The sequence below is a fragment of the Streptomyces sp. NPDC052910 genome (assembly GCF_055585605.1).
In genome coordinates, this window is record NZ_JBVJJR010000013.1 from 106,849 (window position 1) to 129,888 (window position 23,040).

The 23,040-nt window shown below is 72.7% G+C and carries 25 protein-coding genes and 1 pseudogene; 17 read left to right on the forward strand and 9 right to left on the reverse strand.

Annotation, left to right across the window (positions count from 1 at the left end; translation table 11 throughout):
- Window positions 1-120: 120 nt before the first annotated feature.
- The 3 genes from ACZ6X9_RS31320 (at window position 121) to ACZ6X9_RS31330 (ending at window position 2,045) form a co-directional block, all read left to right on the forward strand.
- Window positions 121-528 carry a YciI family protein gene (locus tag ACZ6X9_RS31320; protein ID WP_469781401.1) on the forward strand — a complete coding sequence of 136 codons (408 nt, stop codon included), beginning with the start codon at window positions 121-123 and terminating at the stop codon, window positions 526-528.
- A gap of 7 nt (window positions 529-535) precedes the next feature.
- Complete coding sequence (locus ACZ6X9_RS31325; protein WP_469781402.1) at window positions 536-1,681, forward strand: RNA polymerase sigma factor; 1,146 nt, start codon at window positions 536-538, stop codon at window positions 1,679-1,681.
- A gap of 76 nt (window positions 1,682-1,757) precedes the next feature.
- Complete coding sequence (locus ACZ6X9_RS31330) at window positions 1,758-2,045, forward strand: hypothetical protein (protein WP_469781403.1); 288 nt, start codon at window positions 1,758-1,760, stop codon at window positions 2,043-2,045.
- Here the strand turns inward: ACZ6X9_RS31330 and ACZ6X9_RS31335 are convergent.
- From ACZ6X9_RS31335 to ACZ6X9_RS31350, 4 genes are all read right to left on the reverse strand, one after another.
- Window positions 1,999-2,463: a MazG-like family protein gene (locus ACZ6X9_RS31335; RefSeq protein WP_469781404.1), complete on the reverse strand. Its 465-nt coding sequence runs from the start codon at window positions 2,461-2,463 to the stop codon at window positions 1,999-2,001. The genes ACZ6X9_RS31330 and ACZ6X9_RS31335 overlap by 47 nt on opposite strands.
- A gap of 133 nt (window positions 2,464-2,596) precedes the next feature.
- Entirely contained in the window at window positions 2,597-3,457 is an 861-nt protein-coding gene (locus tag ACZ6X9_RS31340; protein ID WP_469781405.1) for a GNAT family N-acetyltransferase, read from the reverse strand.
- Window positions 3,458-3,563: 106 nt separating this feature from the next.
- Window positions 3,564-5,015 carry an amino acid permease gene (locus ACZ6X9_RS31345; RefSeq protein WP_469781434.1) on the reverse strand — a complete coding sequence of 484 codons (1,452 nt, stop codon included), beginning with the start codon at window positions 5,013-5,015 and terminating at the stop codon, window positions 3,564-3,566.
- 173 nt (window positions 5,016-5,188) lie between these two features.
- Window positions 5,189-6,148 (reverse strand): serine/threonine-protein kinase, encoded by a 960-nt coding sequence (locus ACZ6X9_RS31350; protein WP_469781435.1) that lies wholly within the window; start codon window positions 6,146-6,148, stop codon window positions 5,189-5,191.
- A 417-nt stretch (window positions 6,149-6,565) separates the two neighbouring features.
- On the opposite strand from ACZ6X9_RS31350, the gene ACZ6X9_RS31355 reads away from it, so the two are divergent.
- The 3 genes and pseudogenes from ACZ6X9_RS31355 (at window position 6,566) to ACZ6X9_RS31365 (ending at window position 7,979) form a co-directional block, all read left to right on the forward strand.
- Window positions 6,566-6,730 carry a hypothetical protein gene (locus ACZ6X9_RS31355; protein ID WP_004938510.1) on the forward strand — a complete coding sequence of 55 codons (165 nt, stop codon included), beginning with the start codon at window positions 6,566-6,568 and terminating at the stop codon, window positions 6,728-6,730.
- Window positions 6,731-6,759: 29 nt separating this feature from the next.
- Window positions 6,760-7,233, forward strand: a pseudogene (locus ACZ6X9_RS31360) (RNA polymerase sigma factor); the annotation flags it as partial.
- 41 nt (window positions 7,234-7,274) lie between these two features.
- Complete coding sequence (locus tag ACZ6X9_RS31365) at window positions 7,275-7,979, forward strand: hypothetical protein (RefSeq protein ID WP_469781406.1); 705 nt, start codon at window positions 7,275-7,277, stop codon at window positions 7,977-7,979.
- Between the two features lie 147 nt (window positions 7,980-8,126).
- Here ACZ6X9_RS31365 and ACZ6X9_RS31370 read toward each other — a convergent pair whose 3' ends face one another.
- From ACZ6X9_RS31370 to ACZ6X9_RS31380, 3 genes are all read right to left on the reverse strand, one after another.
- A complete protein-coding gene (locus tag ACZ6X9_RS31370) occupies window positions 8,127-9,065 on the reverse strand; it encodes a M56 family metallopeptidase (protein ID WP_469781407.1) in 939 nt (312 codons plus the stop codon).
- A gap of 150 nt (window positions 9,066-9,215) precedes the next feature.
- Window positions 9,216-9,905, reverse strand: a complete 690-nt coding sequence (locus ACZ6X9_RS31375; RefSeq protein WP_469781408.1) for a DUF5134 domain-containing protein — start codon at window positions 9,903-9,905, stop codon at window positions 9,216-9,218.
- A gap of 267 nt (window positions 9,906-10,172) precedes the next feature.
- Entirely contained in the window at window positions 10,173-10,565 is a 393-nt protein-coding gene (locus tag ACZ6X9_RS31380) for a VOC family protein (RefSeq protein ID WP_469781409.1), read from the reverse strand.
- 85 nt (window positions 10,566-10,650) lie between these two features.
- Between ACZ6X9_RS31380 and ACZ6X9_RS31385 the strand changes: the two genes are divergently transcribed.
- From ACZ6X9_RS31385 to ACZ6X9_RS31400, 4 genes are all read left to right on the forward strand, one after another.
- A complete protein-coding gene (locus ACZ6X9_RS31385; RefSeq protein WP_469781436.1) occupies window positions 10,651-11,214 on the forward strand; it encodes a GNAT family N-acetyltransferase in 564 nt (187 codons plus the stop codon).
- A 279-nt stretch (window positions 11,215-11,493) separates the two neighbouring features.
- The gene (locus ACZ6X9_RS31390; protein WP_469781410.1) at window positions 11,494-12,900 is read left to right on the forward strand and encodes a DUF6421 family protein; all 1,407 of its coding nucleotides are present in this window, start codon (window positions 11,494-11,496) and stop codon (window positions 12,898-12,900) included.
- A gap of 59 nt (window positions 12,901-12,959) precedes the next feature.
- Complete coding sequence (locus ACZ6X9_RS31395; protein ID WP_469781437.1) at window positions 12,960-13,733, forward strand: SDR family NAD(P)-dependent oxidoreductase; 774 nt, start codon at window positions 12,960-12,962, stop codon at window positions 13,731-13,733.
- Window positions 13,712-14,797, forward strand: coding sequence for a threonine aldolase family protein (locus ACZ6X9_RS31400; protein WP_469781411.1), 1,086 nt, complete (start codon window positions 13,712-13,714; stop codon window positions 14,795-14,797). The genes ACZ6X9_RS31395 and ACZ6X9_RS31400 overlap by 22 nt, the downstream gene beginning before the upstream one ends.
- A gap of 108 nt (window positions 14,798-14,905) precedes the next feature.
- On the opposite strand, the gene ACZ6X9_RS31405 is transcribed toward ACZ6X9_RS31400, so the two are convergent.
- A complete protein-coding gene (locus tag ACZ6X9_RS31405) occupies window positions 14,906-15,634 on the reverse strand; it encodes a lysophospholipid acyltransferase family protein (RefSeq protein WP_469781412.1) in 729 nt (242 codons plus the stop codon).
- 592 nt (window positions 15,635-16,226) lie between these two features.
- Between ACZ6X9_RS31405 and ACZ6X9_RS31410 the strand changes: the two genes are divergently transcribed.
- The 5 genes from ACZ6X9_RS31410 to ACZ6X9_RS31430 all read left to right on the forward strand — a co-directional run bounded on the left by ACZ6X9_RS31410 (window position 16,227) and on the right by ACZ6X9_RS31430 (window position 20,784).
- Window positions 16,227-16,541, forward strand: a complete 315-nt coding sequence (locus ACZ6X9_RS31410; RefSeq protein ID WP_469781413.1) for a TlpA family protein disulfide reductase — start codon at window positions 16,227-16,229, stop codon at window positions 16,539-16,541.
- A gap of 213 nt (window positions 16,542-16,754) precedes the next feature.
- Window positions 16,755-17,261, forward strand: a complete 507-nt coding sequence (locus tag ACZ6X9_RS31415) for a flavin reductase family protein (protein ID WP_469781414.1) — start codon at window positions 16,755-16,757, stop codon at window positions 17,259-17,261.
- Window positions 17,262-17,448: 187 nt separating this feature from the next.
- Window positions 17,449-18,234: an electron transfer flavoprotein subunit beta/FixA family protein gene (locus tag ACZ6X9_RS31420; RefSeq protein ID WP_469781415.1), complete on the forward strand. Its 786-nt coding sequence runs from the start codon at window positions 17,449-17,451 to the stop codon at window positions 18,232-18,234.
- 49 nt (window positions 18,235-18,283) lie between these two features.
- The gene (locus ACZ6X9_RS31425; RefSeq protein WP_469781416.1) at window positions 18,284-19,246 is read left to right on the forward strand and encodes an electron transfer flavoprotein subunit alpha/FixB family protein; all 963 of its coding nucleotides are present in this window, start codon (window positions 18,284-18,286) and stop codon (window positions 19,244-19,246) included.
- Window positions 19,247-19,398: 152 nt separating this feature from the next.
- Window positions 19,399-20,784: a DUF6986 family protein gene (locus tag ACZ6X9_RS31430; RefSeq protein WP_469781417.1), complete on the forward strand. Its 1,386-nt coding sequence runs from the start codon at window positions 19,399-19,401 to the stop codon at window positions 20,782-20,784.
- 14 nt (window positions 20,785-20,798) lie between these two features.
- On the opposite strand, the gene ACZ6X9_RS31435 is transcribed toward ACZ6X9_RS31430, so the two are convergent.
- Complete coding sequence (locus tag ACZ6X9_RS31435) at window positions 20,799-21,350, reverse strand: GNAT family N-acetyltransferase (protein ID WP_469781438.1); 552 nt, start codon at window positions 21,348-21,350, stop codon at window positions 20,799-20,801.
- Window positions 21,351-21,559: 209 nt separating this feature from the next.
- On the opposite strand from ACZ6X9_RS31435, the gene ACZ6X9_RS31440 reads away from it, so the two are divergent.
- Both ACZ6X9_RS31440 and ACZ6X9_RS31445 read left to right on the forward strand, forming a co-directional pair.
- Window positions 21,560-21,796 carry a phosphopantetheine-binding protein gene (locus ACZ6X9_RS31440; RefSeq protein WP_469781418.1) on the forward strand — a complete coding sequence of 79 codons (237 nt, stop codon included), beginning with the start codon at window positions 21,560-21,562 and terminating at the stop codon, window positions 21,794-21,796.
- Window positions 21,793-23,034, forward strand: a complete 1,242-nt coding sequence (locus tag ACZ6X9_RS31445) for a beta-ketoacyl-[acyl-carrier-protein] synthase family protein (protein WP_469781439.1) — start codon at window positions 21,793-21,795, stop codon at window positions 23,032-23,034. The genes ACZ6X9_RS31440 and ACZ6X9_RS31445 overlap by 4 nt, the downstream gene beginning before the upstream one ends.
- Window positions 23,035-23,040 lie beyond the last annotated feature (6 nt).

A 23,040-nucleotide genomic window follows, 5' to 3' on the forward strand; every position in this document is an offset into this window, starting at 1 on the left:
TCCACGACCGCGACAGGGCGGAAAAAAATCCGGACGGCGATGTCGAGAACCGGCAACCGGGTCCGTCCCCGCAGTGAACGCGACCACAATGGGTCGCGACCGGCACCGAGGAGATCAACGATGGCCAAGTACCTGTTGCTGAAGCACTACCGCGGCGCTCCGGCTCCGGTGAACGACGCGCCCATGGACCAGTGGACGCCGGAGGAGGTCACGGCGCACGTGCGGTTCATGCACGACTTCGCGGACCGGCTGCGGGAGACCGGCGAGTTCGTCGACGGCACCGCGCTCGCCCCCGAGGGGATGTGGGTCCGCTACGACGGCGAAGGGCGCCCGCCGGTCACCGACGGCCCCTTCGCCGAGACCAAGGACCTCATCGCCGGCTGGATGCTGATCGACGTCGACAGCCAGGAGCGCGCCGTCCAACTGGCCGGAGAGCTGTCGGCCGCGCCGGGGGCGGGCGGCAAGCCGATCCACGAGTGGCTGGAGCTGCGACCGCTCCTGACCGAGTCGCCCACCGTCACGGACTGACCCCGCCATGGACGAGGCCCTGCTCCGCAGCCTCACACCCGGGGTGCTGGGCATCCTCGTCCGCCGCGGAGCCGACTTCGCGGCGGCCGAGGACGCCGTGCAGGAGGCTCTGGTCGAGGCGGTCCGCGTCTGGCCCGCCGACATGCCGCGGGACCCGAAGGGCTGGCTCGTCACCGTGGCCTGGCGCAAGTTCCTCGACGCGACACGGGCGGACGCCTCCCGCCGCCGGCGGGAGGACCGCTTCGAGGAGGAGCCGCCGCCCGGGCCCGCGCCCGCGGTGGACGACACCCTCCAGCTCTACTTCCTGTGCGCACACCCGTCGCTGACGCCGTCCTCCGCCGTCGCGCTCACCCTGCGCGCGGTCGGCGGACTGACGACCCGCCAGATCGCCCAGGCGTACCTGGTCCCCGAGGCGACGATGGCGCAGCGCATCAGCCGGGCCAAACGCACCGTGTCCGACGTGCGGTTCGACCGGCCCGGCGACGTCGCCACCGTGCTCCGCGTCCTCTACCTGGTCTTCAACGAGGGCTACTCCGGCGACGTCGACCTCGCCGCCGAGGCCATCCGGCTCACCCGGCAGCTCGCGCCCCGGGTCGACCACCCGGAAGCGGCGGGGCTGCTCGCCCTCATGCTGCTGCACCACGCCCGGCGCGCCGCCCGGACCGCGGCCGACGGCAGCCTGGTCCCCCTCGCCGAACAGGACCGGAGCCGGTGGGACACCCGCCTGATCGCGGAGGGCGTCGCGATCCTCCAGGCGGCCCTGGCCCGCGACCGACTGGGCGAATTCCAGGCCCAGGCCGCCATCGCGGCCCTGCACGCCGACGCGCCGACCACCGAGGAGACCGACTGGGTGCAGATCGTCGAGTGGTACGACGAACTCACGCGGCTGACCGACAGCCCGGTCGTCCGGCTCAACCGCGCGGTGGCCGTCGGCGAGGCCGACGGACCCGGCGCGGGCCTGGCGGCCCTCGCCGCGCTGGACCCCTCCCTGCCCCGCCACACCGCCGCGGCCGCCTACCTCCACGAACGCGCCGGCGACCTGCCGACGGCCGCACGCCTGTACACCGAGGCGGCCCACAAGGCCCTCAACCTCGCCGAACGCGCCCACCTGACCCGCCAGTCCGCCCGGCTCAACGCCCGCCGGGGCCGGTGAGCCGGGCGGCCCGGAGCGGGCGGCACGGCCCGGGCCGCCGCGAGTAAGGTCCCGTTGACGACGGGAGGGGCGGGGCATGGCGATATGGGGACTGATCGTCGAATCGACCGTGGGCATGGGGGAGCGCAAGCACCTCGAGACCCGTGTACTGGCGCAGGTGAGGGGCGAACGGGCGGACGCACTGGCCCGGTTCGAGAAGATCGCGCGGGATTTTCGGCCGGAACACCCGCTCAACCACAAGCGTCGTCGCTTTTTCCGTACGGGTGACGGCTTTTTGACGGTCGTCGACGGGTCGTGGCAGTCCCACGGCGCCCGGTTCACGGTGGCGGAGCTGGTGGAGGATTCCGGGCGGCCGGCGAAATAGGCCGTTCCCGTTCCCGTTCCGGAGGCGGGACCTCATCCTGAGGAGGGACCTCATCCTGAGGAGGGGCCGGCTGCGCCGCCGCCCCCGGCCACCGTTCCACCCGTCGCCCCACCCGCAGAGCGTGTGCGGTCAGGGTGGCGGGTGGGTCGTCGGTGAAGAGGTGGAGGGCGGTGGCGGCGGTGAGGATGACGTCGCAGAGCTCCGCGGCCACGTCCGACGGGCCGTGGGTGACGCCCTTGCGCGGGTTCTGGCCCGTCATGCCGATGTACGCCCGCATGACTTCGCCGGCCTCCTCGCCGAGCTTCAGCAGCCGCAGCGCGGTCTCGTGGGCGCTGGTGCCGTTGACGGCGTCCAGCGCGTCGGCGGAGCGGCGGGCCGTGGCCCACAGGGCGGATTCGCTGTCGTGGCCGGACGGCACGGGCGGCCCCTCTCGGTTCGTCGGGACGACTGCGGGCGCCCCACCGGGACCGGTCCGGCCCGGCGCGCTCGCCGAGTGGATTTTCCCGCAGCGGAGCCTCGGACGGAACCGTAGGGCCGCCGGCCCTGAAGCGTCACCCCAGCTCGAGACTCGTCACCGCGAACACCCGCTCCGCCGACGTCTCCGGAACCGGGCCCGCGTACATCCGGACGGAGTGCCAGTCCGATGTCAGGCCGCGGCCCTCGGCGAGGGCGGAGGCCGCCGCGTTGGGCTCGGGCATGTCCAGGGAGACCTGCTCGTCGGGGCCGAGGTGCGCGGTGAGGGCGTCGAACAGGGCCTCGGCGCCCTCGCGGGTGTCGGCGAAGAGCGGGCCGACGCGGTGGCCCTCGTGCGCGGGGCGGATCAGGCCGTAACCGGCGACGCGCCCGTCCCGCACCAGCACCCGGGCGGTGCGCTCCGGGCCGTCGAGCCAGCGGGTGAGGAAGGCGCGGCGCTCGGCGGGGAAGCACCTGCGGTCGTAGGCGGCGACGGCGTCCAGGCGGTCCGCGGTCAGGGGGTGGACGCCGGCCGGTGTGCCGCCGGAGCGGAGCGGGCGGCCGGTCCAGCGCAGGGTGTGGTGCGCCGGGACGAAGCCGGAGCGCTTGTACGTCTCCTCCTGCTCAGGGACGGCGTCCAGGCCGACCGTCCGGGTGCCGGCGTGCGGGAAGGCCGCGCGCCAGGTGGCCAGGCCGAGGCCGTGTCCGCGCAGGCCCGGGGCGACCAGGTAGTAGCCCAGGAAGGCGTATTCCGGCCCGTGGTTGACGACCGATATCGCGGTGGCGATCCGCCCGTCGAACCGGCCGGTGAAGAAGCCGTCCGGGTCGGTGGGGAGGAAGCGGTCCGCGTCACCGCGGCCTGGGTTCCAGCCCTCCTCGGTGGCCCACGCCACGACCTGCCGCCAGTCCTCGACCGAGGCGGTGGTGACGGCGAGGTCGGCTACGTCGATGTGGTGCATGGTGCTGAAGGTTCCTTCCGGTGTGTACGTCGGGTGGTGCCGAAGGAGAGGGGCTGCCCGAAGGGGGCCCAGGCAGGGGGGCTCGGGTGTCAGATGAGGTCCATTGTCAGATGAGGTCCATGGCCGCGACCTCGTCCGGACTGCCGTAGCTGACCGGCCCCTTGAAGCGCCGCCGCGCGGACGCGAACCACCACACCGTGGCGATCAGCAGGACCGCGCCCAGGGCGATCGGCGCGTAGTTGAAGGACTCGGCGGTGATCGGGGACGCCTGCGGGAGCATGAACAGCAGGTTGCTGATGACGATCCAGGCGACGGCGACGAAGGCCACCGGCCGCCCGAACCGGCCGAGGTTCCACGGCCCGGGCTCGAAGTCCTTCAGCCGCAGCCGCAGGAAGATGGGCACGCCGTAGGCGAGGAAGAGGCCGACGACGTTGACGCTGACGACGGCCGTGAACGCGACGTGCGACCACCAGCCGGGGATGACGAGCACCAGGGCGCAGGCCGCCGCCAGCCACACGGCCTTGACGGGGGTGCGGGTGCGCTCGGAGACCGAGTGCCACAGCCGCGAGCCGGGCATGGCGCCGTCGCGCGAGAAGGCGAAGATCTGCCGGGTGTTGCTGGTCATGTTGGCCAGCCCGCAGAACAGCATCGCGCCGATGACGAGCAGCAGGAGCAGCTTGGCCGTGGTCAGCCCGAGCGCGTCGATGAGGATCTGCACCGGCGGGGCGGAGGCGGCGGCCTCGGCGGCGTAGTCGCGGATCGCGTAGACGAGGGCGAGCATCAGGACCAGGCCGGTGAGGGCGGAGCAGCCGATGGCCCGGATGATGCCGCGGGGCGCGTTCACCGTGGCCCGGACGGTCTCCTCCGACATGTGGAAGCTGCCGTCGAAGCCCGTGAACGTCCAGCTCGTCACCAGCAGGCCGAGCATGCCCGCGTAGACCGCGTTCGAGAAGCCCGTGTTGTTGACGAAGTGGGTGGCGAAGGAGGCGGACTGGTGCTCGGAGGGCACGGTGATCAGACAGGTGACGATGACCACCAGGCCGATCAGCAGCCACCACACCGAGATCCGGTTGACGATGGCGACCAGCCGGACGGTGTAGGTGTTGGCCAGGGCCTGGATCAGCAGGATGACGGCGGTGATGCCGACGGTCTGCTGGGCCGTCGGTTCGTACGACGGCCACTGCAGGGCGACGAACGACTGGATGAAGGTCGCGGCGGCGTAGTCGGTGGCGGCCGTGCCGCCCACCTGCCCGATGAAGTTGAGCCAGCCGGTGTACCAGGACCAGGCGCCCTGATGCCGCTTGGCGAGCTTGCCCGCGGAGAAGTAGAGCGCACCGCTGGTCGGGTAGGCGGACGCGATCTCGGCCATCGAGGCGCCGACGAACAGCACCATGACCGAGACGCCGATCCAGCCGAAGATCAGGATCCGGGGGCCGCCGGCGTTCATGCCGAAGCCGAAGGAGGAGAAGATCCCGGACAGGATGTTGATGATGGTGAAGGAGATGGCGAAGTTGTCGAACGCCCGGAATCTGCGCGTGAGTTTGCGCGGATAGCCCATGGCGTGCAGCGTCGCGTCGTCGTCCATCGCGACGTGGGCGGCCTGCCGGTGGGCTCGGGCGTGAGCGGGGGAGAAGGACTCCGACACGGACAGCGGCTTTCTGCGAGGGGACAGGGGACGGGCCGGACGCCGGGCGGGCTCACGCGGCGTCCGGTGGTGCGGCCCGGCGGCCGTCAGGGCGAGCCGGGTGCCGGCAGTCCACACCGCCGGCGGGCCTTGCTGAGCTGTTCCTCCGGGCTGCCGAAGGTGCTCCACGGCATGCGGGACGCGTAGGGCCCCATGGTGGTGAAGACCGTACGGGCCTCGTCGAGGCAGCCGGCCATGTAGAGCGCGTGCGCCAGGTAGGCGAGGTCCAGGACCGGAGTGAACCGGTACCCGGGCACCTCGGGGAGCCACCGCGCGTAGACCTCCAGCGCGAGCGTCCGCCAGCGCCGCTGGCCCCAGGCGCGGTCCGCGAAGGGGTCGGCGCGGGGGTCGTAGTCCTCCACCAGCGTCACCAGCGGCAGCAGCCGCAGCGGCGAGTTGGCGGGGGCGCGGTTGGCCAGGAACTCGGCCACGTCCCAGCGGGCGCTCGCCGAACCGCCGTGCCGGGCGAAGTAGAAGGACAGGAAGCGGTGGTGGGCCTCCCGGTTCCACGGGTCCAGCGTCAGCGCCCGGGAGAACAGCGACCACGGGCCGGACGGCGCGGTGAGCATTCCCGGGGGAGCGGGGTCGCGGACCCGCCCGGTCCGGGCCAGCGCCAGCCGGGCCACCCAGGGGGTGGGGTCCTTGGGCGCCATCTGCGCGGCCTGGTCGCAGGCGGCCTCGGCGATGCGGAGCAGGGACGCGGTCCTGCGGTCCCGGCTGTCCGCCATCCGCAGCGCCCGTAACATCGCGACCCGCGCCCACAACAGGGCGGCGTCCGGGCCGGGTTCCTCGGCCAGCCAGCGCTCCGCGAGGTCCGAGTCGGCCGCCATCGAGGCGAGGACGAGGGACCGGTGGGCCCGGGTGGCGAAGTCGTCCCGCACGTCGTGCAGGATCGCGTGCGCGCTGTGGTAGCGGCCCGCCTGCACCTCGACGCAGGCCTGGGCCAACTCGTGGTCGTCGGCGGCCGGATGCCACACGTACCGACCTTCGAACGAGCCAGCGACCATGCTCACCTGCCACCCTGTCGCAACACATCGGGAACCGCCCCGTCCGGGGCACGCCACATCGGAATCGCGCAACTCGCCCGTGCCGGGCGGCGTCCGGATCCGCGCGTGGTCGGACGCTCACCGGCCGTGAACCCCACCCTACTCAGGATCACCGCGTCCCGAGAGCCATCCGGACGATCTAATCCCGCATACTTTCGATTTTCGTCACCTCGCCCCCCTGGCCGAGGGTGACCGGAACGAAACCTTCCGTAAGACTTTACGTTGGTCCGATGCACGAATCACCCCCGGCGAACGCCATTACCGGCGAAGGGGAAGAGGGCGCGCCACCGCGACGCCTCCCCGTGCGGCACGGCGGACTCGGCAGCGGCCCGTCGCGCCCGGTACATGATCAAAACGACCGGAGGGACCACCAGTTCCGTGAACCCACATCACACGGCCGACCTGTTGAGCGCGGCGGTCTTCGCACGCGTCTTCGGCAGTGACGCCCTCGCCCTGCTGCGCCGCGCCGCCGCCGCCGGTGTCCGCATCGGCATCAGCGAACTGCGCCGCGGCCCCCGCGGGCGGCGGGGAGGCGAGAGGTGACTGCACCCTCCCGAGCGAGTACGTTTCCCGTGACCGGACTGCCCGCCGACTACCGGGCGTTCCACCAGCTCTACCGCGCCGCCTACGTGCACTGGGCCGAGCTCTACCTCGGCAACCGCCACGACGCGGAGGAAGCCGTCGACCAGGCCTTCGAGGACCTGTACTTCACCTGGACCGAGGTCCTGAGAACCGAGAACCCCAATGCCTACGCCTGGGCCGTGGTCAGACACCGGACGATCGACTGCGCCCGGGCGCGCGGCCGGCGCCCCACCGTCATCGACACCGCCGCCTTCGAGACCACCGCCCTGCGGCACGCCGTCGACCCCATCGGCGAACTGGAGCAGAGCCTGTCCGTCTACAAGGCGATCTGCGCCCTGCCGGCCCGCCAGCACGACGTCATCGTCCTGCACTACTGCCTCGGCTACAGCGTCCGGGAGACCGCCGACATCATGGGCATCACCGAGGGCGGGGTGCGCTCCACCGCCCGGCACGCCCGCCACCGCCTGCACGACGCGCTCGGACTGGAGAGAGAAGAGGAGCACCGGTGGCCGGAACACTCGACCACGTGCTGGCCAAGGCCCGGCTCGACCCGTGCCCCTACCCGAGCGCGGAGGTCGACCGGGCCGAAGCCCGGCTCGCCGCCCGGCTCACCGAACGCATGTGGCACGGCGCGCTGTACTTCGACGACCAGATGGAGCCCGCGCGCACCGCCGCCGTACGGGCCGCCCAGCGCAACTACCTGCCCCACCGCGCCTTCTACCGCCAGTTGCGCAGCCTCTGCAAGACCGTCGTCGCCCACGACCTCCACAAGCTCGGCACCCTCCTCGCCGACCGCCTCCTCGAACCCGAGGGCGCCCTCGTCCTCGGCTGCGTCCTCCAGCTCGCCGACCGCGAGGACAGTGCCCGCTTCTGGTGGCAGTTCGGCGCCGGCGCCGACGACACCGGCGCCGCCTGCTGCCTCTACCTGCACCACATGGCGCTCGGCGAGCGGCGGGAGGCGGAACTGTGGCGGCGGCAGGCGGGGTTGGAGGCGCTGATGCCCGAGACTCCGGAGGAGATCGACCGGAACGATCTCAACATGGCGCTGCAGATGCTCGACGGGCTGCGGGAGGGGGAGGGGTTCTCGCCCGCGGCGACGGCGGTGATCGCGTACGTGCCGGACGCGCTCGGCTTCGTCGAGGAGGTCGATCTGCCGCTGCCGCAGCCGGACTTCCCGGAGCGGATCGGGGAGTTGACGGCGGCTTGCTGAGCCTCGGACCCGTCACCCGTCGGACGGGTCGGCATGGTCCGTCCGGATAGTCCGTCCGGCGGGTGAGGGTTCCGGGGTGCGGGGGGGGCTTGCCCCCCCGCAAGAAACGGTGAAAGGGCGGGACCGGGGCACGGCCCGCCGCAGGCGCTACCCCAGCGCCCGCAACCCCGGCACGAACGTGACCAGCACCGGAACGAACGGAACCAGCGCCGCCGTGGCGGTCACACGGAGGCGGTGGGCCGGGGTGAGGCGTGGGGCGGGGGCGAGGAGGCGGTCCACCCGGCCGGGCACCTGCGAGGTACGAGCCGCGCAGGGATCGAACACCCCCCGGTCCTCGTTCAGTTCGACGAGCGCGAGCGCCGTCGTCAGCCGCCCGAACCGCCGCGAGGCGACATCGTCCGCCGCCAGCTCCACCAGATGGTGCACCCGGTCCCGGAAGGCGGCGAAGACGGGCACCTGGGGGAAGCCGTTGGCGAGGGCGGAGGAACAGTGCAGCAGCCAGTCGTGGCGCGCCCGCACATGCCCCTGCTCGTGGGCGAGGAGCGCGTCGAGCTGGGAGTCGTCGAGCCGGCGCAGCGCCCCGGTGGTGACGACGAGCTGCGGCGCGGGACCGCCGCGCAGCAGCCACGCGTCCGGCCGGTCGCACTCGAGCAGCACCAGCCGCTCGCCGTCCGGCTCCTCGCCGGGCAGCCGGGGCGAGCGGACGAGGAGGCCGGCCCGGCGCTGCCTGCGGCGGGCGCGGGCGCCGCGGATCTCGCGGGTGAGCATGGCGGCCGTCCAGACCGCCCCGCAGGCGAGCACGACGGCGATCGGCGCGGCCAACGCGCCGTAGCCGCCCAGGGCGTAGGCCTCGATGACGGCGCTGGGCGCGGGGGCGAACACATTGCCGCGCACGGCACTCCAGGCCGCGGCGGCGCTCAGGGCCATGGCGAGCGCGCAGCACAGCAGCACGGCCGCCACCACGCACTGCCACACCCACAGGGCCAGTACCGGCTCTCGGTCGGGCCAGTCGGCGCGGGCCAGGACACGGGGGGCGAGCGAGGCGAGCAGCGCGGCGAGGGCCAGCAGCGCGAGCGGGACGAGCATGGGTGTGCCTTCCCTCGGATTCGTCCACGGCGGCGTGGAGTCCTGTGGGTCCAGTGCTGGGGCAGACAGTAGACGACCTACACGTCCCCGTGCAGTGGCAGGGCCCACGCGGGAGGGGCCGGGCAGGATCGAGGGCGTCCCGCGCACCCCTCACATCGTCAACAGCATCGCCAGCATCCCTATCCCCATGGAAACCCGGCAGGCGCCGGTCAGTTCGAACCGGTCGCGTGTCGGCGCCGCCGCCTCATCCGGGGGCAGGCCCGGGGGAGCCGCCCCCGCGGCGACGCCGGAAGCCATTCCGGAGGCCATGCCGGAACCCAGCCCGGAACCCATCCCGGACGCCGCTCCGGACGTCGTCCCCGCCGCCGGCACCGGAACGATCGCGGCGAGCGTCCGCACCACGTACACCGCGAAGTACACCAGCAGCAACCCCGTCAACAGCGGTGTGCCCGCCGGGTGATGGCCGGATGCGTGGCCACTGCCGCTGTCATCGCCGTGGCCGCCCGCGGACGTGCCGGCCATGGCGAGCGCCATGTACACCATCGCGAACGAACCCACCGCGTGGTGCAGCCGGTGGGCGTCGGCGCCACGCCGGGCCGCGACCAGCGCGTGCGCCCCCACGGCTCCGAACAGCACGGCGAACGCCACCGCGCCCCACGGCCACCCCGCGGGCCCCGCGACCGGGGCCGCCATGGCCGCCATGCCCAGCCCCATCACCGCGTCGTCCCGGGCGGCCCGGCGCTCCCCCGCCGCGCCGGACCGGGCCCGGTGCAGGCAGTACGCGCCCGCCGCGGTGCCCACCACCACCAGCAGCCACCCGACCAGCGGTGGTCCGTGCACCCCACACCTCCCCGACGCGTGCTTCCCTGGGCAGAATGCCCGCGTCGGGGGGTTCGTACGGGAGCGCACGGGCGCATGGCGGGGGCACGGCGCCTCGGCGACGCGCCCCGCAGTGCCCCGGGCACGGCCTCGCGCGAGAGGCCCACACGGCAGGCCCGCACGGCAGGCCCGCACGGCAGGCCCGCACGGCAGGCCCGCACGGCAGGCCCGCACGGCAGGCCCGCACGGCAGGCCCGCACGGCAGATCCGCAGGGTGGGAAGAAGAGCTCAGAGGCCGGGCCGGTACCGCAGCGGGTGGTCCTCCGGCACCTCCACCACCGCGATGCGCACCCCGTCCGGATCGGCGATCCACATCTCGATCAGCCCCCACGGCATCCGCTCCGGCGGCCGCAGGATCCGCACCCCGCGTTCCCGGAGCTCGTCATGGGCCGCCGCGACATCGGCCACCTGCGTCCACAACTCCAGCCCCGGCGCCGGTGGCGCGTCCGCGCGGCCCGAGACCTCCAGGAACCCGCCGCCCAGGAAGTAGACGGTGCCGCGCTCCGGTCCCGTGCCGAACTCCCGGTAGACGGCGAGGCCCAACGCCCCGCCGTAGAACGCCCGTGAGCGCTCCGGATCGGTCGGCCTCAGCAACACCCTGCCGCTCAGTACGTGCACCATGCCGTCCGACTGTACGCATCCGCCTGCGGTTAGTCTCGGGAGCGACGCAACCCGAGGAAAGGACCCCCGGAACGCCATGGAAGCCATGGAGACCGCCCGCCCCGGCCGGGACCGGCCGGTGATCCGCGCCGCGACCGCGGCCGACGTCCCCGCGCTCGTGCCCCTGATCGAGTCCGCCTACCGCGGGGACGCCAGCCGCGCGGGCTGGACCACGGAGGCGGACCTCCTGGACGGACAGCGCACCGACAAGGACGGCGTCGAAGCCGTGGTGACCGCCGAGGGCAGCAGGGTGCTGCTGGCCGAGCACCCCGAGGGCCCCGTGGGTCCCGCCGCCTGCTGCCACATCGAACACCGCGGTGAGCACGCCTACTTCGGCATGTTCGCCGTCCGGCCGGCCCTCCAGGGAGCGGGGCTCGGCCGGGTGATGCTCACCGAGGCCGAGCGGATCGCAGGGGCCGAGTGGGGCGTCCGGGAGATGCACATGACGGTGATCCGGCAGCGTGAGGAACTGATCGCCTGGTACGAGCGGCGGGGCTACCGGCGGACCGGGCGGACACTCCCGTTCCCGTACGGCGACGAGCGCTTCGGCATACCGCGCCGCGACGACCTGGAATTCGAGCTGCTGGTGAAGGACCTGTCCCGGTCGTGACGGCCAGTCGTGACGCCCGGCCGTGACCCCCAGGCCCGTCACGCCCGGCCGCAGCGCCCGGGCCGCCCGGCGGAGCGCCCGTATCCGGGGCTTCGCCGGCGGGCCACCGGATGCGGACGCTCAGCATCCGGCAACCACACGCAAACGACAGCCTCCGACAGGAAAAACCACGGCGGCCCCCCGGGGCCCGCAGGATAATTTGCAGCAGCACCCCTTGAGGAGGAGAACCACGCATGGATACGGTGTCTTAACGCCAGGTTCTCCAGGGAAGGGGTTGTCATGACGGAAATTCTCGCGTCAAGGGCGATAGCCGCCGACGAATCGTCCGAGGCGTCCGTGGAGAGCGTCACCGGGCACCCCGCCTGGACGCAGCTCAAGGACGCCGTCGAGACCATCCGGCCGTGGCAGTCCGCCGACGGCTCGATCGACCTGGAGGCCGACGGCGCACCGCCGGGTGACCTCGTACGGGCCGAGACGGAGCGGATCGTCACCGCCGTCGAGCAGCTCTCGCCGCTTCTTCCGCACGACGCCGCTTACCACGCCGCCCTCGTCTCCGACCTGCGGAAATGGGCGGACTCCGGGTTCGGCGTGCCGGACTTCCTGGACTCGCTGCTCGCCTTCCGGCCCGCCGAACGGCGCGTCGACGGCCGCCAGCACCTGGTCGTCTTCCCCATGTACACCCAGAACGGCAACCCGGACCGCAACCTGGAGGCCGTCGTCCTGCGCGTGGTGTGGCCGGAGTGGCTGGCGGAGCTGGAGCGCACGCGCTACGACAACCCCCTCTTCCTCGGCATCACCTTCGAGGACTTCACGGCGGGCTACGACACCAACTCGGCGGTCCTCTTCCCGGAGACCATCGCCGTCCGCGAGGCCCCCGACCGGTTCACCTGGGGCGGCATCTTCTGCGACCGCGAGGCCGCCCGCTTCCGCCGGGTCACCGAGGCGGCGGTGGACATCCTCGGTCTGGAGCTCCCCGGCGACATCGCCGCCATGCTGGACGACCAGGAGCGCTGCCAGCAGGCGTTCGTCCTCTGGGACATGGTCCACGACCGGACGCACAGCCACGGCGACCTGCCGTTCGACCCCTTCATGATCAAGCAGCGGCAGCCGTTCTGGATGTACGGCCTGGAGGAGCTGCGCTGCGACCTCACCGCCTTCAAGGAGGCCGTGAAGCTGGAGGCCGACGGCTACGCGCAGGGCCGTGACGTGCAGTTCGCCGTGCTCTTCGACCGGATGTTCCGCTTCCCGGTCACCGGCGAGCGCATCCGCAACTACGACGGCCTCGGCGGCCAGCTCCTCTTCGCCTACCTGCACCGGCACGACGTCGTACGCTGGACGGACAACACCCTCCACATCGACTGGGACCGCGCCCCGCGGATCACCAACCAGCTCTGCGGCGAGATCGAGAAGCTGTACCGCGACGGCATCGACCGGCCCAAGCTCGTCCACTGGCTCGCCGCCTACGACCTGGTCTCGACCTACCTCGCCCCGCACCCCGGCTCCACCTGGGCCAAGGGCCCCGACGCCCTCGACCTGAGCCTGCCGCCGCGCAAGCTCGTGGACGACGTGCTTCCGGACGAGTTCCCGCTCAGCATGTTCTACGAGGCCCTTGCCAAGAAGCTGCGTACCGTGATCGCCTCGACCAAGGGGATCACCGCGGCGAGCGTGGCGAAGGTGGCCGCGTGAGCACCGAGAACGGCGTGGGGACCACTGAGAACAGCGCGGGGAACGAGGAGGCGAGGACCATGAGCACTCCGACCAACGGCGACGGCCGGCTGGACGGTGCCGTCGTGGCGGTGGCGGGAGCCGCCGGCCCGGCGGGACGGGCGGCCCTGCTGCGGCTGGCCGAGGCGGGGGCGACGGTCGTCGCCGCCGACGCGGACGCGGCCCGCCTCGCCGAGGCGGTGGACGCGGCCCGCTACGCCCATGGCGGCGCCACCGTCATCGGCGACACCGTGGACCTGCTCGACCTCGACGCCACCCGCGTCTGGGCCGAGCGCACGGAGAAGGAGTTCGGGCGCGTCGACGGCCTGGTCCACCTGGTGGGCGGCTGGCGTGGCTCGGCCACCTTCGCCGAGACGGACCTCGCCGACTGGGAGCTGCTGGAGAAGCTGCTCATCCGTACGGTCCAGCACACCTCGCTGGCCTTCGAGGGCGCCCTCAACCGCAGTGGCAACGGCCGGTACGTGCTGGTCAGCGCGGCCGGCGCGAGCAAGCCCACGGCGGGCAACGCCGCGTACGCCGCCGCCAAGTCCGCGGCCGAGGCATGGACCCTCGCCCTGGCCGACGCCTTCCGCAAGGCCGGCGGAGACCCCGCGGAGGGCGGTGGTCCGGCCGCCGCCGCCACCGTAGTGATCATCAAGGCCCTGGTGCACGACGCCATGCGCGCCGAGCGCCCCAACGCGAAATTCGCGGGCTTCACCGACGTCAAGGACCTGGCCGCGGCCATCGTCGGTGTCTGGGAGAAGCCCGCCACCGAAGTGAACGGAACCCGTCTGTGGCTGACTCCCCAACCGTGAGCGAGACCGACGCGATACGCCGGCACGACCCCCGGGTCCGCGGCTTCGCCAGTGACAACTACGCCGGCGCGCACCCGGAGGTCCTCGCGGCCCTCGCCCTCGCCAACGGGGGCCACCAGATCGCGTACGGGGAGGACGAGTACACCGCCCACCTCCAGGAGGTGTTCCGCTCCCACTTCGGGCCCACCGCCGAGGTGTTCCCCGTCTTCAACGGGACGGGTGCCAACGTCGTCGCCCTCCAGGCGGTGACGGAGCGGTGGGGCGCGGTGATCTGCGCGGACTCGGCCCACATCAACGTCGACGAGTGCGGCGCGCCCGAGCGCGTCGGCGGGCTGAAGCTGCTCACCGTGCCCACCCCGCACGGCAAGCTCACGCCCGACCTCATCGACCGCGAGGCGTGGGGCTGGGACGACGAGCACCGGGCGCAGCCGCAGGTCGTCTCGATCGCCCAGACCACCGAACTCGGCACCTGCTACACGCCCGAGGAGATCCGGGAGATCTGCGACCACGCCCACGAGCGGGGCATGAAGGTCCACCTGGACGGCTCGCGCGCCGCCAACGCGGCGGCCACGCTGGGCGTCCCGCTGCGCGCCTTCACCACCGACGCCGGCGTCGACCTGCTCTCCTTCGGCGGCACCAAGAACGGCCTGCTGTTCGGCGAGTGCGTCGTCGTGCTCAACCCCGGCGCGGTCAAGGCGATGAAGCACCTGCGCAAGCTGTCGATGCAGTTGGCCTCCAAGATGCGGTTCGTCTCGGTGCAGTTCGAGGCCCTGCTGGCCGGTGACCTCTGGCTGCGCGGCGCCTCGCACGCCAACGCCATGGCCGCCCGCCTCGCCGAGGGCGTCCGCGCCGTGGACGGCGTCGAGGTGCTGCACCCCGTCGAGTCGAACGCCGTCTTCGCCCGCCTGCCGCACGAGGTGAGCGAACGCCTGCGGAAGCGGTACCGCTTCTACTTCTGGGACGAGGCGGCGGGCGACGTCCGCTGGATGTGCGCCTTCGACACCACGGAGGACGACGTGGACGCGTTCGTCGCCCTGGTGAAGGAGGAGATGACCCGGGGCTGACGCCCCCGTCCTCCGCACGTCGAAGGCCCCGCACCGGACCGGTGCGGGGCCTTCGCCACGTCATGCGAGGACGCGGTCATGTCACGCGAGGACGGGCCTCCGGTGCCCTCAGACGCCTTCCAGCGCCGCCACCTGCGCCGGTGTCGGGGCCGTCCCGCCCAGGTGGGCCGGGATCCACCAGGTGTCGTCCGGGCCCTTCGGCCGCACCGGGTACGCCCGCTGTGCCGCCTCCAGCAGCTCCTGCACCCGGGCCCGCAGCCGCTCGGTGACCTTCTCGGCCGGCTCGTCGGGGTCCGCTTCGACGGGAGCGCCCACCCGGATCGCCACGGGTATATGGCTGCGGCCCAGGTCCCGCTTGCGCCCCTTGGTCCACAGGCGCTGTGTGCCCCACAGGGCCATCGGCAGCAGCGGGACACCGGCCTCCTGGGCCAGCCGTGCCGCGCCGGACTTGAAGGTCTTCAGGGTGAACGAGGGGGAGATCGTCGCTTCCGGGAACACCCCGACGATCTCACCGGAGCGCAGCGCCGCGAGCGCGTGCTTGTACGCGTCGAGCCCCGCCGAGCGGTCGACGGGGATGTGCTTCATCGCCCGCATCAGCGGCCCCGAGACCTTGTGCCGGAAGACCGACTCCTTGGCCATGAAGCGCACCAGCCGCTTGGCCGGCCGGGCGGCGAGCCCGCAGAAGAGGAAGTCGAGATAGCCGATGTGGTTGCTCACCAGCACCGCCCCGCCGCGCTGTGGCACGTGCTCGGTGCCCTGTACGTCGAGGCGCAGGTCGGCGGCCTTGAACAGGGTGCGGACGGCGCCGATCACCGGGGGGTAGACGAGCTCTGCCATATCGGGAATGTCCTTCGGGGGCCTGGGGAGGATGCTCCCGCTGAAGTTACGCAGCCGTAGGGTGGCGGCTTCCGGCAGATCGTGCCCGAATGTCCGGCCCGCGGGCCAGTCGGCGGCGGGTCTCCGCCGGGAGATCCTCATCACGTCGTCCGTTTTGTCGGGATAGGGGGAGATGGTGGTGGGTGTTTCGGCGGGAATTCCTCCGGTGGAAGCGGTGCTGGACGGAACGGCGCGGCGCGGCGTCCGCGTCGGACCGTTCGGGGCGGAAAACCGTGGTCACGGCAGCGGATGCCCCGAACGGAGCGAAGTAAGACGTGCGGATGCGAAGGCGCACGGAACGATGCGCAGAGGTGAGGACGGAACGGTGGGCGACGTACGGGGACGGGGACAGGGCGGCGCATCCGACGGCGTGCGGGGACGGGCAGGAAACGGCGCGTCCGATGACGTCCGGGGGCGGGGGGAAGTCGGTACGTCCGATGACGCGCGGGGACGGTTGGGAAACGGCGCACCCGAGGATGCACGGCGGCGGGGGCAAGGCGGCGCATCCGGCGACGCACGGGAGCGGGTAGGAAGCGGCGCACCCGATGGCGCGGTGCGGCTGGGCGCCGCCGAGCTCGGGGTGGAGCCGGGCGTGCGGGCCACCCTCGTGCAGTTCTCCAGCGCGTTCTGCCAGCCGTGCCGGGCCACCCGGCGGGTCCTGGCCGACGTCGCCGCGATGGTCGACGGCGTCGTGCACGTCGAGATCGACGCCGAGGCCCGGCTCGGACTTGTCCGGGCCCTGGACATCTCCGCGACACCCACCGTTCTCGTCCTCGACGCCGACGGCCGGGTGGTGCGTCGCGCCGTGGGGGAGCCCCGGAAGGCGCACGTCATCGCGGCACTCGGGGCGGCGATGGGCAGGGCGTGACACGGATCACCGTGATCCGAATCCCATCCGCCCGGCGGCCCTTGACGCCGCTCGCCGCGCCTCGCCAAGGTGACGCCATGTGGCCTGGACTTCTCTCGCAGTTAGACACGTACGTGGACGTACCGGTGACGACCGGCGCGCGCCGTCCGAGCCCGTGAGTACCCGCGACCGCACCACTCCGGCTCGACTTGCTCGACTTGAAGGGGACAGCCCATGTCGGTCCCGCCCGACCTCAGCACCCTCCGTACCGGCGGTCCCGCACTGCTGCGCTCCGTCTTCCGCCGGCACGCCGCCGGCGTCGCCGTGATCACCGCGCAGGGCGACCGCCCGGTGGGGTTCACCGCGACCTCCCTCACTTCCGTGGCCGCCGAGCCCCCGATCGTCTCCTTCGGCGTCGGCACCGGCTCGTCGAGCTGGCCCGTCCTGGCCGACGCCGAGTACGTCGGCGTCCACATACTCGGCGAGCACCAGCGGGAGCTGGCCGCCGTCTTCGCCCGCAGCGGTGCCGACCGGTTCGCCGCGCCCACCCGATGGCGGGCCGGGCCCGAAGGGGTGCCGCTGTTGGAGGGGGTTCTGGCGTGGCTGGTGTGCCGGGTGGTGGCCCGGGTGCCCGCCGGTGACCACTGCGTCGTCCTCGCCGAGGCGGTCACGGGCGACGACACCGGAACGGGCCGTCCCCTCCTCTACCACCAGGGACGCTTCAACGGTTTGCGGGACTGAGACGTCCCTGCTCCGCGCGTTGGGCACATCACAGGTCAACGGCCTTGCGCTCGGGTGACACGCTCGATGTACTGACGAGTAACATTCCGGTGTGGGCGTGACCGACCCCGACCGGGATCCGCCGCCCAAGGCGCCTATGCTGCCTGCCAAGGCAGCTACGAAGAGACGATGCAGTAGGAGAGCCGGCGTGAGCTTGAGGATCGTTGTCTGTGTGAAGTACGTGCCCGACGCCACCGGCGACCGGCACTTCGCCGAGGACCTGACCGTCGACCGCGACGACGTGGACGGCCTGCTCTCGGAGCTCGACGAGTACGCGGTCGAGCAGGCGCTGCAGATCGCCGACGCGGCGGATGACGCGGAGATCACCGTGCTCACCGTCGGCCCCGAGGACGCCAAGGACGCGCTCCGCAAGGCGCTGTCCATGGGTGCGGACAAGGCCGTCCACGTCGAGGACGACGACCTGCACGGCACCGACGTCATGGGCACCTCGCTGGTGCTCGCCAAGGCCGTCGAGCACGTCGGCTACGACCTGGTCGTCTGCGGCATGGCCTCCACCGACGGCGGCATGGGCGTGCTCCCGGCCCTGCTCGCCGAGCGCCTGGGCGTCCCGCAGGTCTCCCTGCTCTCCGAGGTCAAGGTCGAGGACGGCAAGGTGACCGGCCGCCGCGACGGCGACGCCGCCACCGAGCAGCTCGAGGCCGCCCTCCCGGCCGTCGTCTCCGTCACCGACCAGTCGGGCGAGGCGCGTTACCCCTCCTTCAAGGGCATCATGGCCGCGAAGAAGAAGCCGGTGGAGTCGCTGGACCTCTCCGACCTGGGCATCGAGGCGGAGGAGGTCGGCCTGGACGGCGCCTGGACCAAGGTCGACAGCGCCGCCGAGCGTCCGGCCCGCACGGCCGGCACGATCGTCAAGGACGAGGGCGAGGGCGGCAAGCAGCTCGCCGAGTTCCTCGCGGGCCAGAAGTTCGTCTGAGCCCGGAACCCCGCAACCGCCCGCACACTTCTCGCAGGAGAGCAACGCCATGGCTGAAGTCCTCGTCTACGTAGACCACGTGGACGGCGCCGTCCGCAAGCCCACCCTCGAACTGCTCACCCTCGCCCGCCGCATCGGCGAGCCCGTCGCCGTCCACCTCGGCGCCGGCGCCGACGAGGCCGCGAAGGTGCTCGGCGAGTACGGCGCCGTCAAGGTGCTGACCGCCGACGCCGCCGAGTTCGCCGACTACCTGGTCGTCCCGAAGGTCGACGCCCTCCAGGCCGCGCACGAGGCCGTCAGCCCGGTCGCCGTGCTCGTCCCCTCCTCCGCCGAGGGCAAGGAGATCGCGGCCCGCCTCGCGCTCCGCATCGGCGGCGGTCTGATCACCGACGCCGTCGACCTGGAGGCCGGCGACGAGGGCCCGGTGGCCACGCAGTCCGTCTTCGCGGCCTCCTACTCCACCAAGTCCCGCGTCACCAAGGGCACCCCGGTCGTCACCGTCAAGCCGAACTCCGCCGCCCCCGAGGCCGCCCCGGCCGCGGGCACGGTCGAGCAGCTCTCCGTCACCTTCGGCGAGCTGGCCACCGGCACCAAGGTCGTCTCCCGCACCCCGCGCGAGTCGACCGGCCGCCCCGAGCTGACCGAGGCCGCGATCGTGGTCTCCGGCGGCCGCGGCGTCAACGGTGCCGAGAACTTCCCGCTCATCGAGGCCCTGGCCGACTCTCTCGGCGGTGCCGTCGGCGCGTCCCGCGCCGCGGTGGACGCCGGCTGGTACCCGCACACCAACCAGGTCGGCCAGACCGGCAAGTCGGTCTCCCCGCAGCTCTACATCGCGGCGGGCATCTCCGGCGCCATCCAGCACCGGGCCGGCATGCAGACCTCGAAGACGATCGTCGCCATCAACAAGGACGAGGAGGCGCCGATCTTCGAGCTGGTCGACTACGGCGTCGTCGGCGACCTCTTCGAGGTCGTCCCGCAGTTGACCGAGGAGATCAAGGCCCGCAAGGGCTGATCCCTCCCCGGGTTCGCGACAGGGCTCCCGCGCGCGGCGGCGCACGGGAGCCCTGTGCGTTCCGGGTGTTGACCGCCGGGCGCGGGCACGGCTAGCTTCAACGAACTGTTGAACCGGCGGCGGAATGGCGGGTGGGCCCTGTGCACCGGAGCGTGACGACGACCTTCGACAGCGCGCTGACGGAACGCCTCACGGCCCGCCTCGCCGCCGTGGACGCCGACCTCGCCCGCCGCTACCCCGGCGACCTCGGCACCCGGCAGCCCGTCCACACCGTCTACGTCCCCGCCGACGTTGTCGCCGCGGACACCGTCCGGTCGTGGGGCGAACAGGCCCTGGCCGCCCTCGACGAGCACGCCCCCGACGCCGCGGCCCTGGCCGCCGCCCTCGGCCTGCCGGACGGCCCCGACACCGCCGCCGTCCACGACCGCGTCCGGGCCAAGCTCGCCCGCGAGCCGGTGGAGGACCTGCGGATCGACTTCGAGGACGGCTACGGCCACCGCTCCGACGCGGAGGAGGACGAAGCGGCGCTCCGCGCGGCGGAGTTGACGGCGGGGTGGCTCGCGGACGGCAGCGCGCCGCCGTTCGTCGGCATCCGCGCCAAGTCCATGGAGGCGACGGTCCGGGACCGGGGCGTCCGCACCCTGGACGTCTTCCTCACGGGCCTCCTGATCGGGGGCGGAACGGGGGTTCCGGCCGGGGACGGAACGGAGCATCCGACCGGGGCCGGAGCGGGTCGCCCGGCCGAGGGCGGAGCGCTGCCGGCGGGGCTCGTCCTCACGCTCCCCAAGGTCACCCACGCCGAACAGGTCACGGCGATGGCGGAGGTCGCCGGGGAGTTCGAGAAGGCGCACGGCCTGGACACCGGCCGGATCCGCTTCGAGGTCCAGATCGAGACGACGCAGGCGGTCCTCGGCCCGGACGGCCGGGCCACCGTCGCCCGGCTGCTGGACGCGGGGGAGGGCCGGGTGAGTGCCCTGCACTACGGCACCTTCGACTACAGCGCCGCCTGCGGCATCGCCCCCGCCCACCAGGCCCCCGACCATCCGGCCGCCGACCACGCCAAGGCCGTGATGCAGGTCGCCGTGGCGGGGACGGGGGTCCGCCTCTCCGACGGCTCGACGAACGTCCTCCCGGTGGGCCCGAGGGAACGCGTCCACGCGGCCTGGCGCCACCACCACGCGCTGGTACGCCGGGCGTCGGCCCGCGGCTACTACCAGGGCTGGGACATGCACCCCGGCCACCTGCCCAGCCGCTACACGGCGGTGTACGGCTTCTACCGCGAGGGCCTCGGGCCCGCCGCGGCCCGGCTCGCGGCCTATGCGCACGGGACTTCCGCGCGCGGCGGCTCGGCCCACGGGACCTCGGCGCGCGCATTCGACGGCGGCGGCCCGGTGCTGGACGAACCCGCCACCGCCCGGGCCCTCAGCGGCTTCCTGCTCCGCGCGGTGGACTGCGGCGCGGTCGACGCGGCCGAGGCCGCCCGGCTGACGGGCCTCACCCGTCCGGAACTCGACGCGCTGGCGGGCCGCGCCGGCTGACCTGAAGGACCCGGTCACCCCTCCCGCGACAGTTGTCGCTGGAACCACGCCACGTCCCAGTACCTCCCGAACTTGCGACCGACCTGCTCATAGACCCCGACGGGCCGGAACCCGAACCGCTCATGAAGCCGCCGTGACGCCTCATTGGGCACCGTCAGCCCCGCGAGCGCCATATGGACGTCCTCCCGCTCCAGTACCTCGAACAGCGCGGCGTACAGCAGCCCGCCGACACCGCGCCCCGTGTGCTCCGGCGCCACGTACACGGTGGTCTCCACGGAGGTCGCGTACGCGTGTTTCGGCCGAAAAGCACTGCTCGTCGCATACCCGAGGAGCTCCCCGCCCAGCTCGGCCACGAGCAGCCGATGCGGCCCGGCGTCCGGGTGCTCCAGCAGCCACGGACGCCGCTGCTCCACGGTGAACGGCTCGATGTCGAAGGTGACCGGCGTCTCGACGACGTAATGGTTGTAGATCCGGGTCAGCTCTTCGAGATCACCCTCGACACCGGAGCGGATCCCCACGCCCGGCGGCCCGCCCTGATGTCCGTTGTCCTGTGCACTCACCCACATGACGACGGCCCGCTCGTTACACCGCGGTTTCACCCGCATTCACCGTCCCGGCGGTGCCCCTGCGCCGGATTCACCCCGGATGCGGCGGAAATGTTTACGAGCGTCTCCGCGCCGGTACAGCCGAGCAGACGGCTTCCCCTGGCGGCTGCCCAAAGGGCCGCTCGGAGCCGGCCGGCCTCATTTCGACCACTCCCCGCAAGGAGCAGCAGTTGACGGATGTCGCAGACCGGGTCACGGCCGTACTGACCAGGGTGTACCACCTCGCCCCGGAGGCGGTGCAGCCTGATGTACCGCTGCACCGACTGCACATCGACTCGCTCGCCCTGGAGCACCTGCTGCTGGTGCTCGAGGACGAACTGGACATCGACCTGGAGAACGCACAGCTCAGCTCCCGCAGTACCGTGCGGCAGCTCATGGATGTCGTGTGCGTGCAGGCGGCGGTGTGACGGCGGGGAGCGCGGGGCCCCGCGCCGCCGCGGTGACGGGGATCGGCCTCGTGACCGCGGCGGGCCGCGACGCCAAGGAGACGTGGCACGAAATCACCACCGCCCGGGCCCCCCGGGGAGTGCGCAAGCCGGAATTCCTGCGGGACCTGCCCTGCGATTTCATGTACACGGTGGAAGGGCTCGACATCGAGGCGCGGCTCGGCCGGGCCACCCTGCTCCTCGACCGTTTCGCCCGGCTCGCCGTCATCGCGGCCCGCGAAGCCGTGGCCGACGCGGGCCTCGACCCGGACACCTGGGACGGCACCCGCGTCGCGGCCGTCGTGGGGACGGCCCACGGCGGCCTGCTCTACTACGACGAGCAGCAAGCCGTCCTGAACGAACGCGGTGCCCGCAAGGTCGCACCGAAAGTCGCCCCGCTGAGCATGCCCGACAACGCCACGAGCGGCGTCTGCCAGGACCTCGGGGCACGAGGTCCGAGCCTGACGGTCAGCACGGCCTGCGCTTCGGGCACCGACGCCATCGGCACCGCACTCGGCTGGCTGCGCGCCGACCGCTGCGACATCGCCGTGGCGGGCGGAGCCGAGTCCCTGCGCTCACGGCTGATGTTCGCCGGCACCTGCCGGATGAGGGCGCTGTCCACCCGGGTGGACGACCCGACCACCGCCTGCCGGCCGTTCGACATCGGCCGGGACGGCTTCGTCGTCGGCGAAGGAGCCGGACTGCTGGTCCTGGAACGCCCCGAACACGCCCGGGACCGCGGCGCCACCGTCCGGGCGCACCTGGCCGGGTACGGGTCCTCCAGCGACGCCCTCTCCGCCGTGGCCCCCGACGAGAACGGGCACGGCATCGAACGTGCCCTGCGGGCCGCGCTGGCCGACGCCCACGTCGCCGCCACGGACATCGGCCACGTCAACGCGCACGGCACCTCCACGGTCATGAACGACCTCGTCGAAAGCGCGGCCCTGCACCGCGTCCTCGGGGACCGCCCGCTCGTCACCTCCACCAAAGCCATGACCGGACACGCCCTGGGCGCCACCGGCGGCATCGAAGCCGCCCTGACCGCCCTGGCCCTGGAGGAGCAGGTGGTACCACCGACGGTGAACCTGGACGTACAGGATCCGCGCGTGCCCGTCGAAGTGGTGGCCGGGTCCGCCCGCCCCGCGCGGCTGGAGTGTGCGGCGACCTCCTCGCTGGGGTTCGGCGGCCACAACGCCGTCCTCGTCCTCACCAGAGCCTGACGCGGA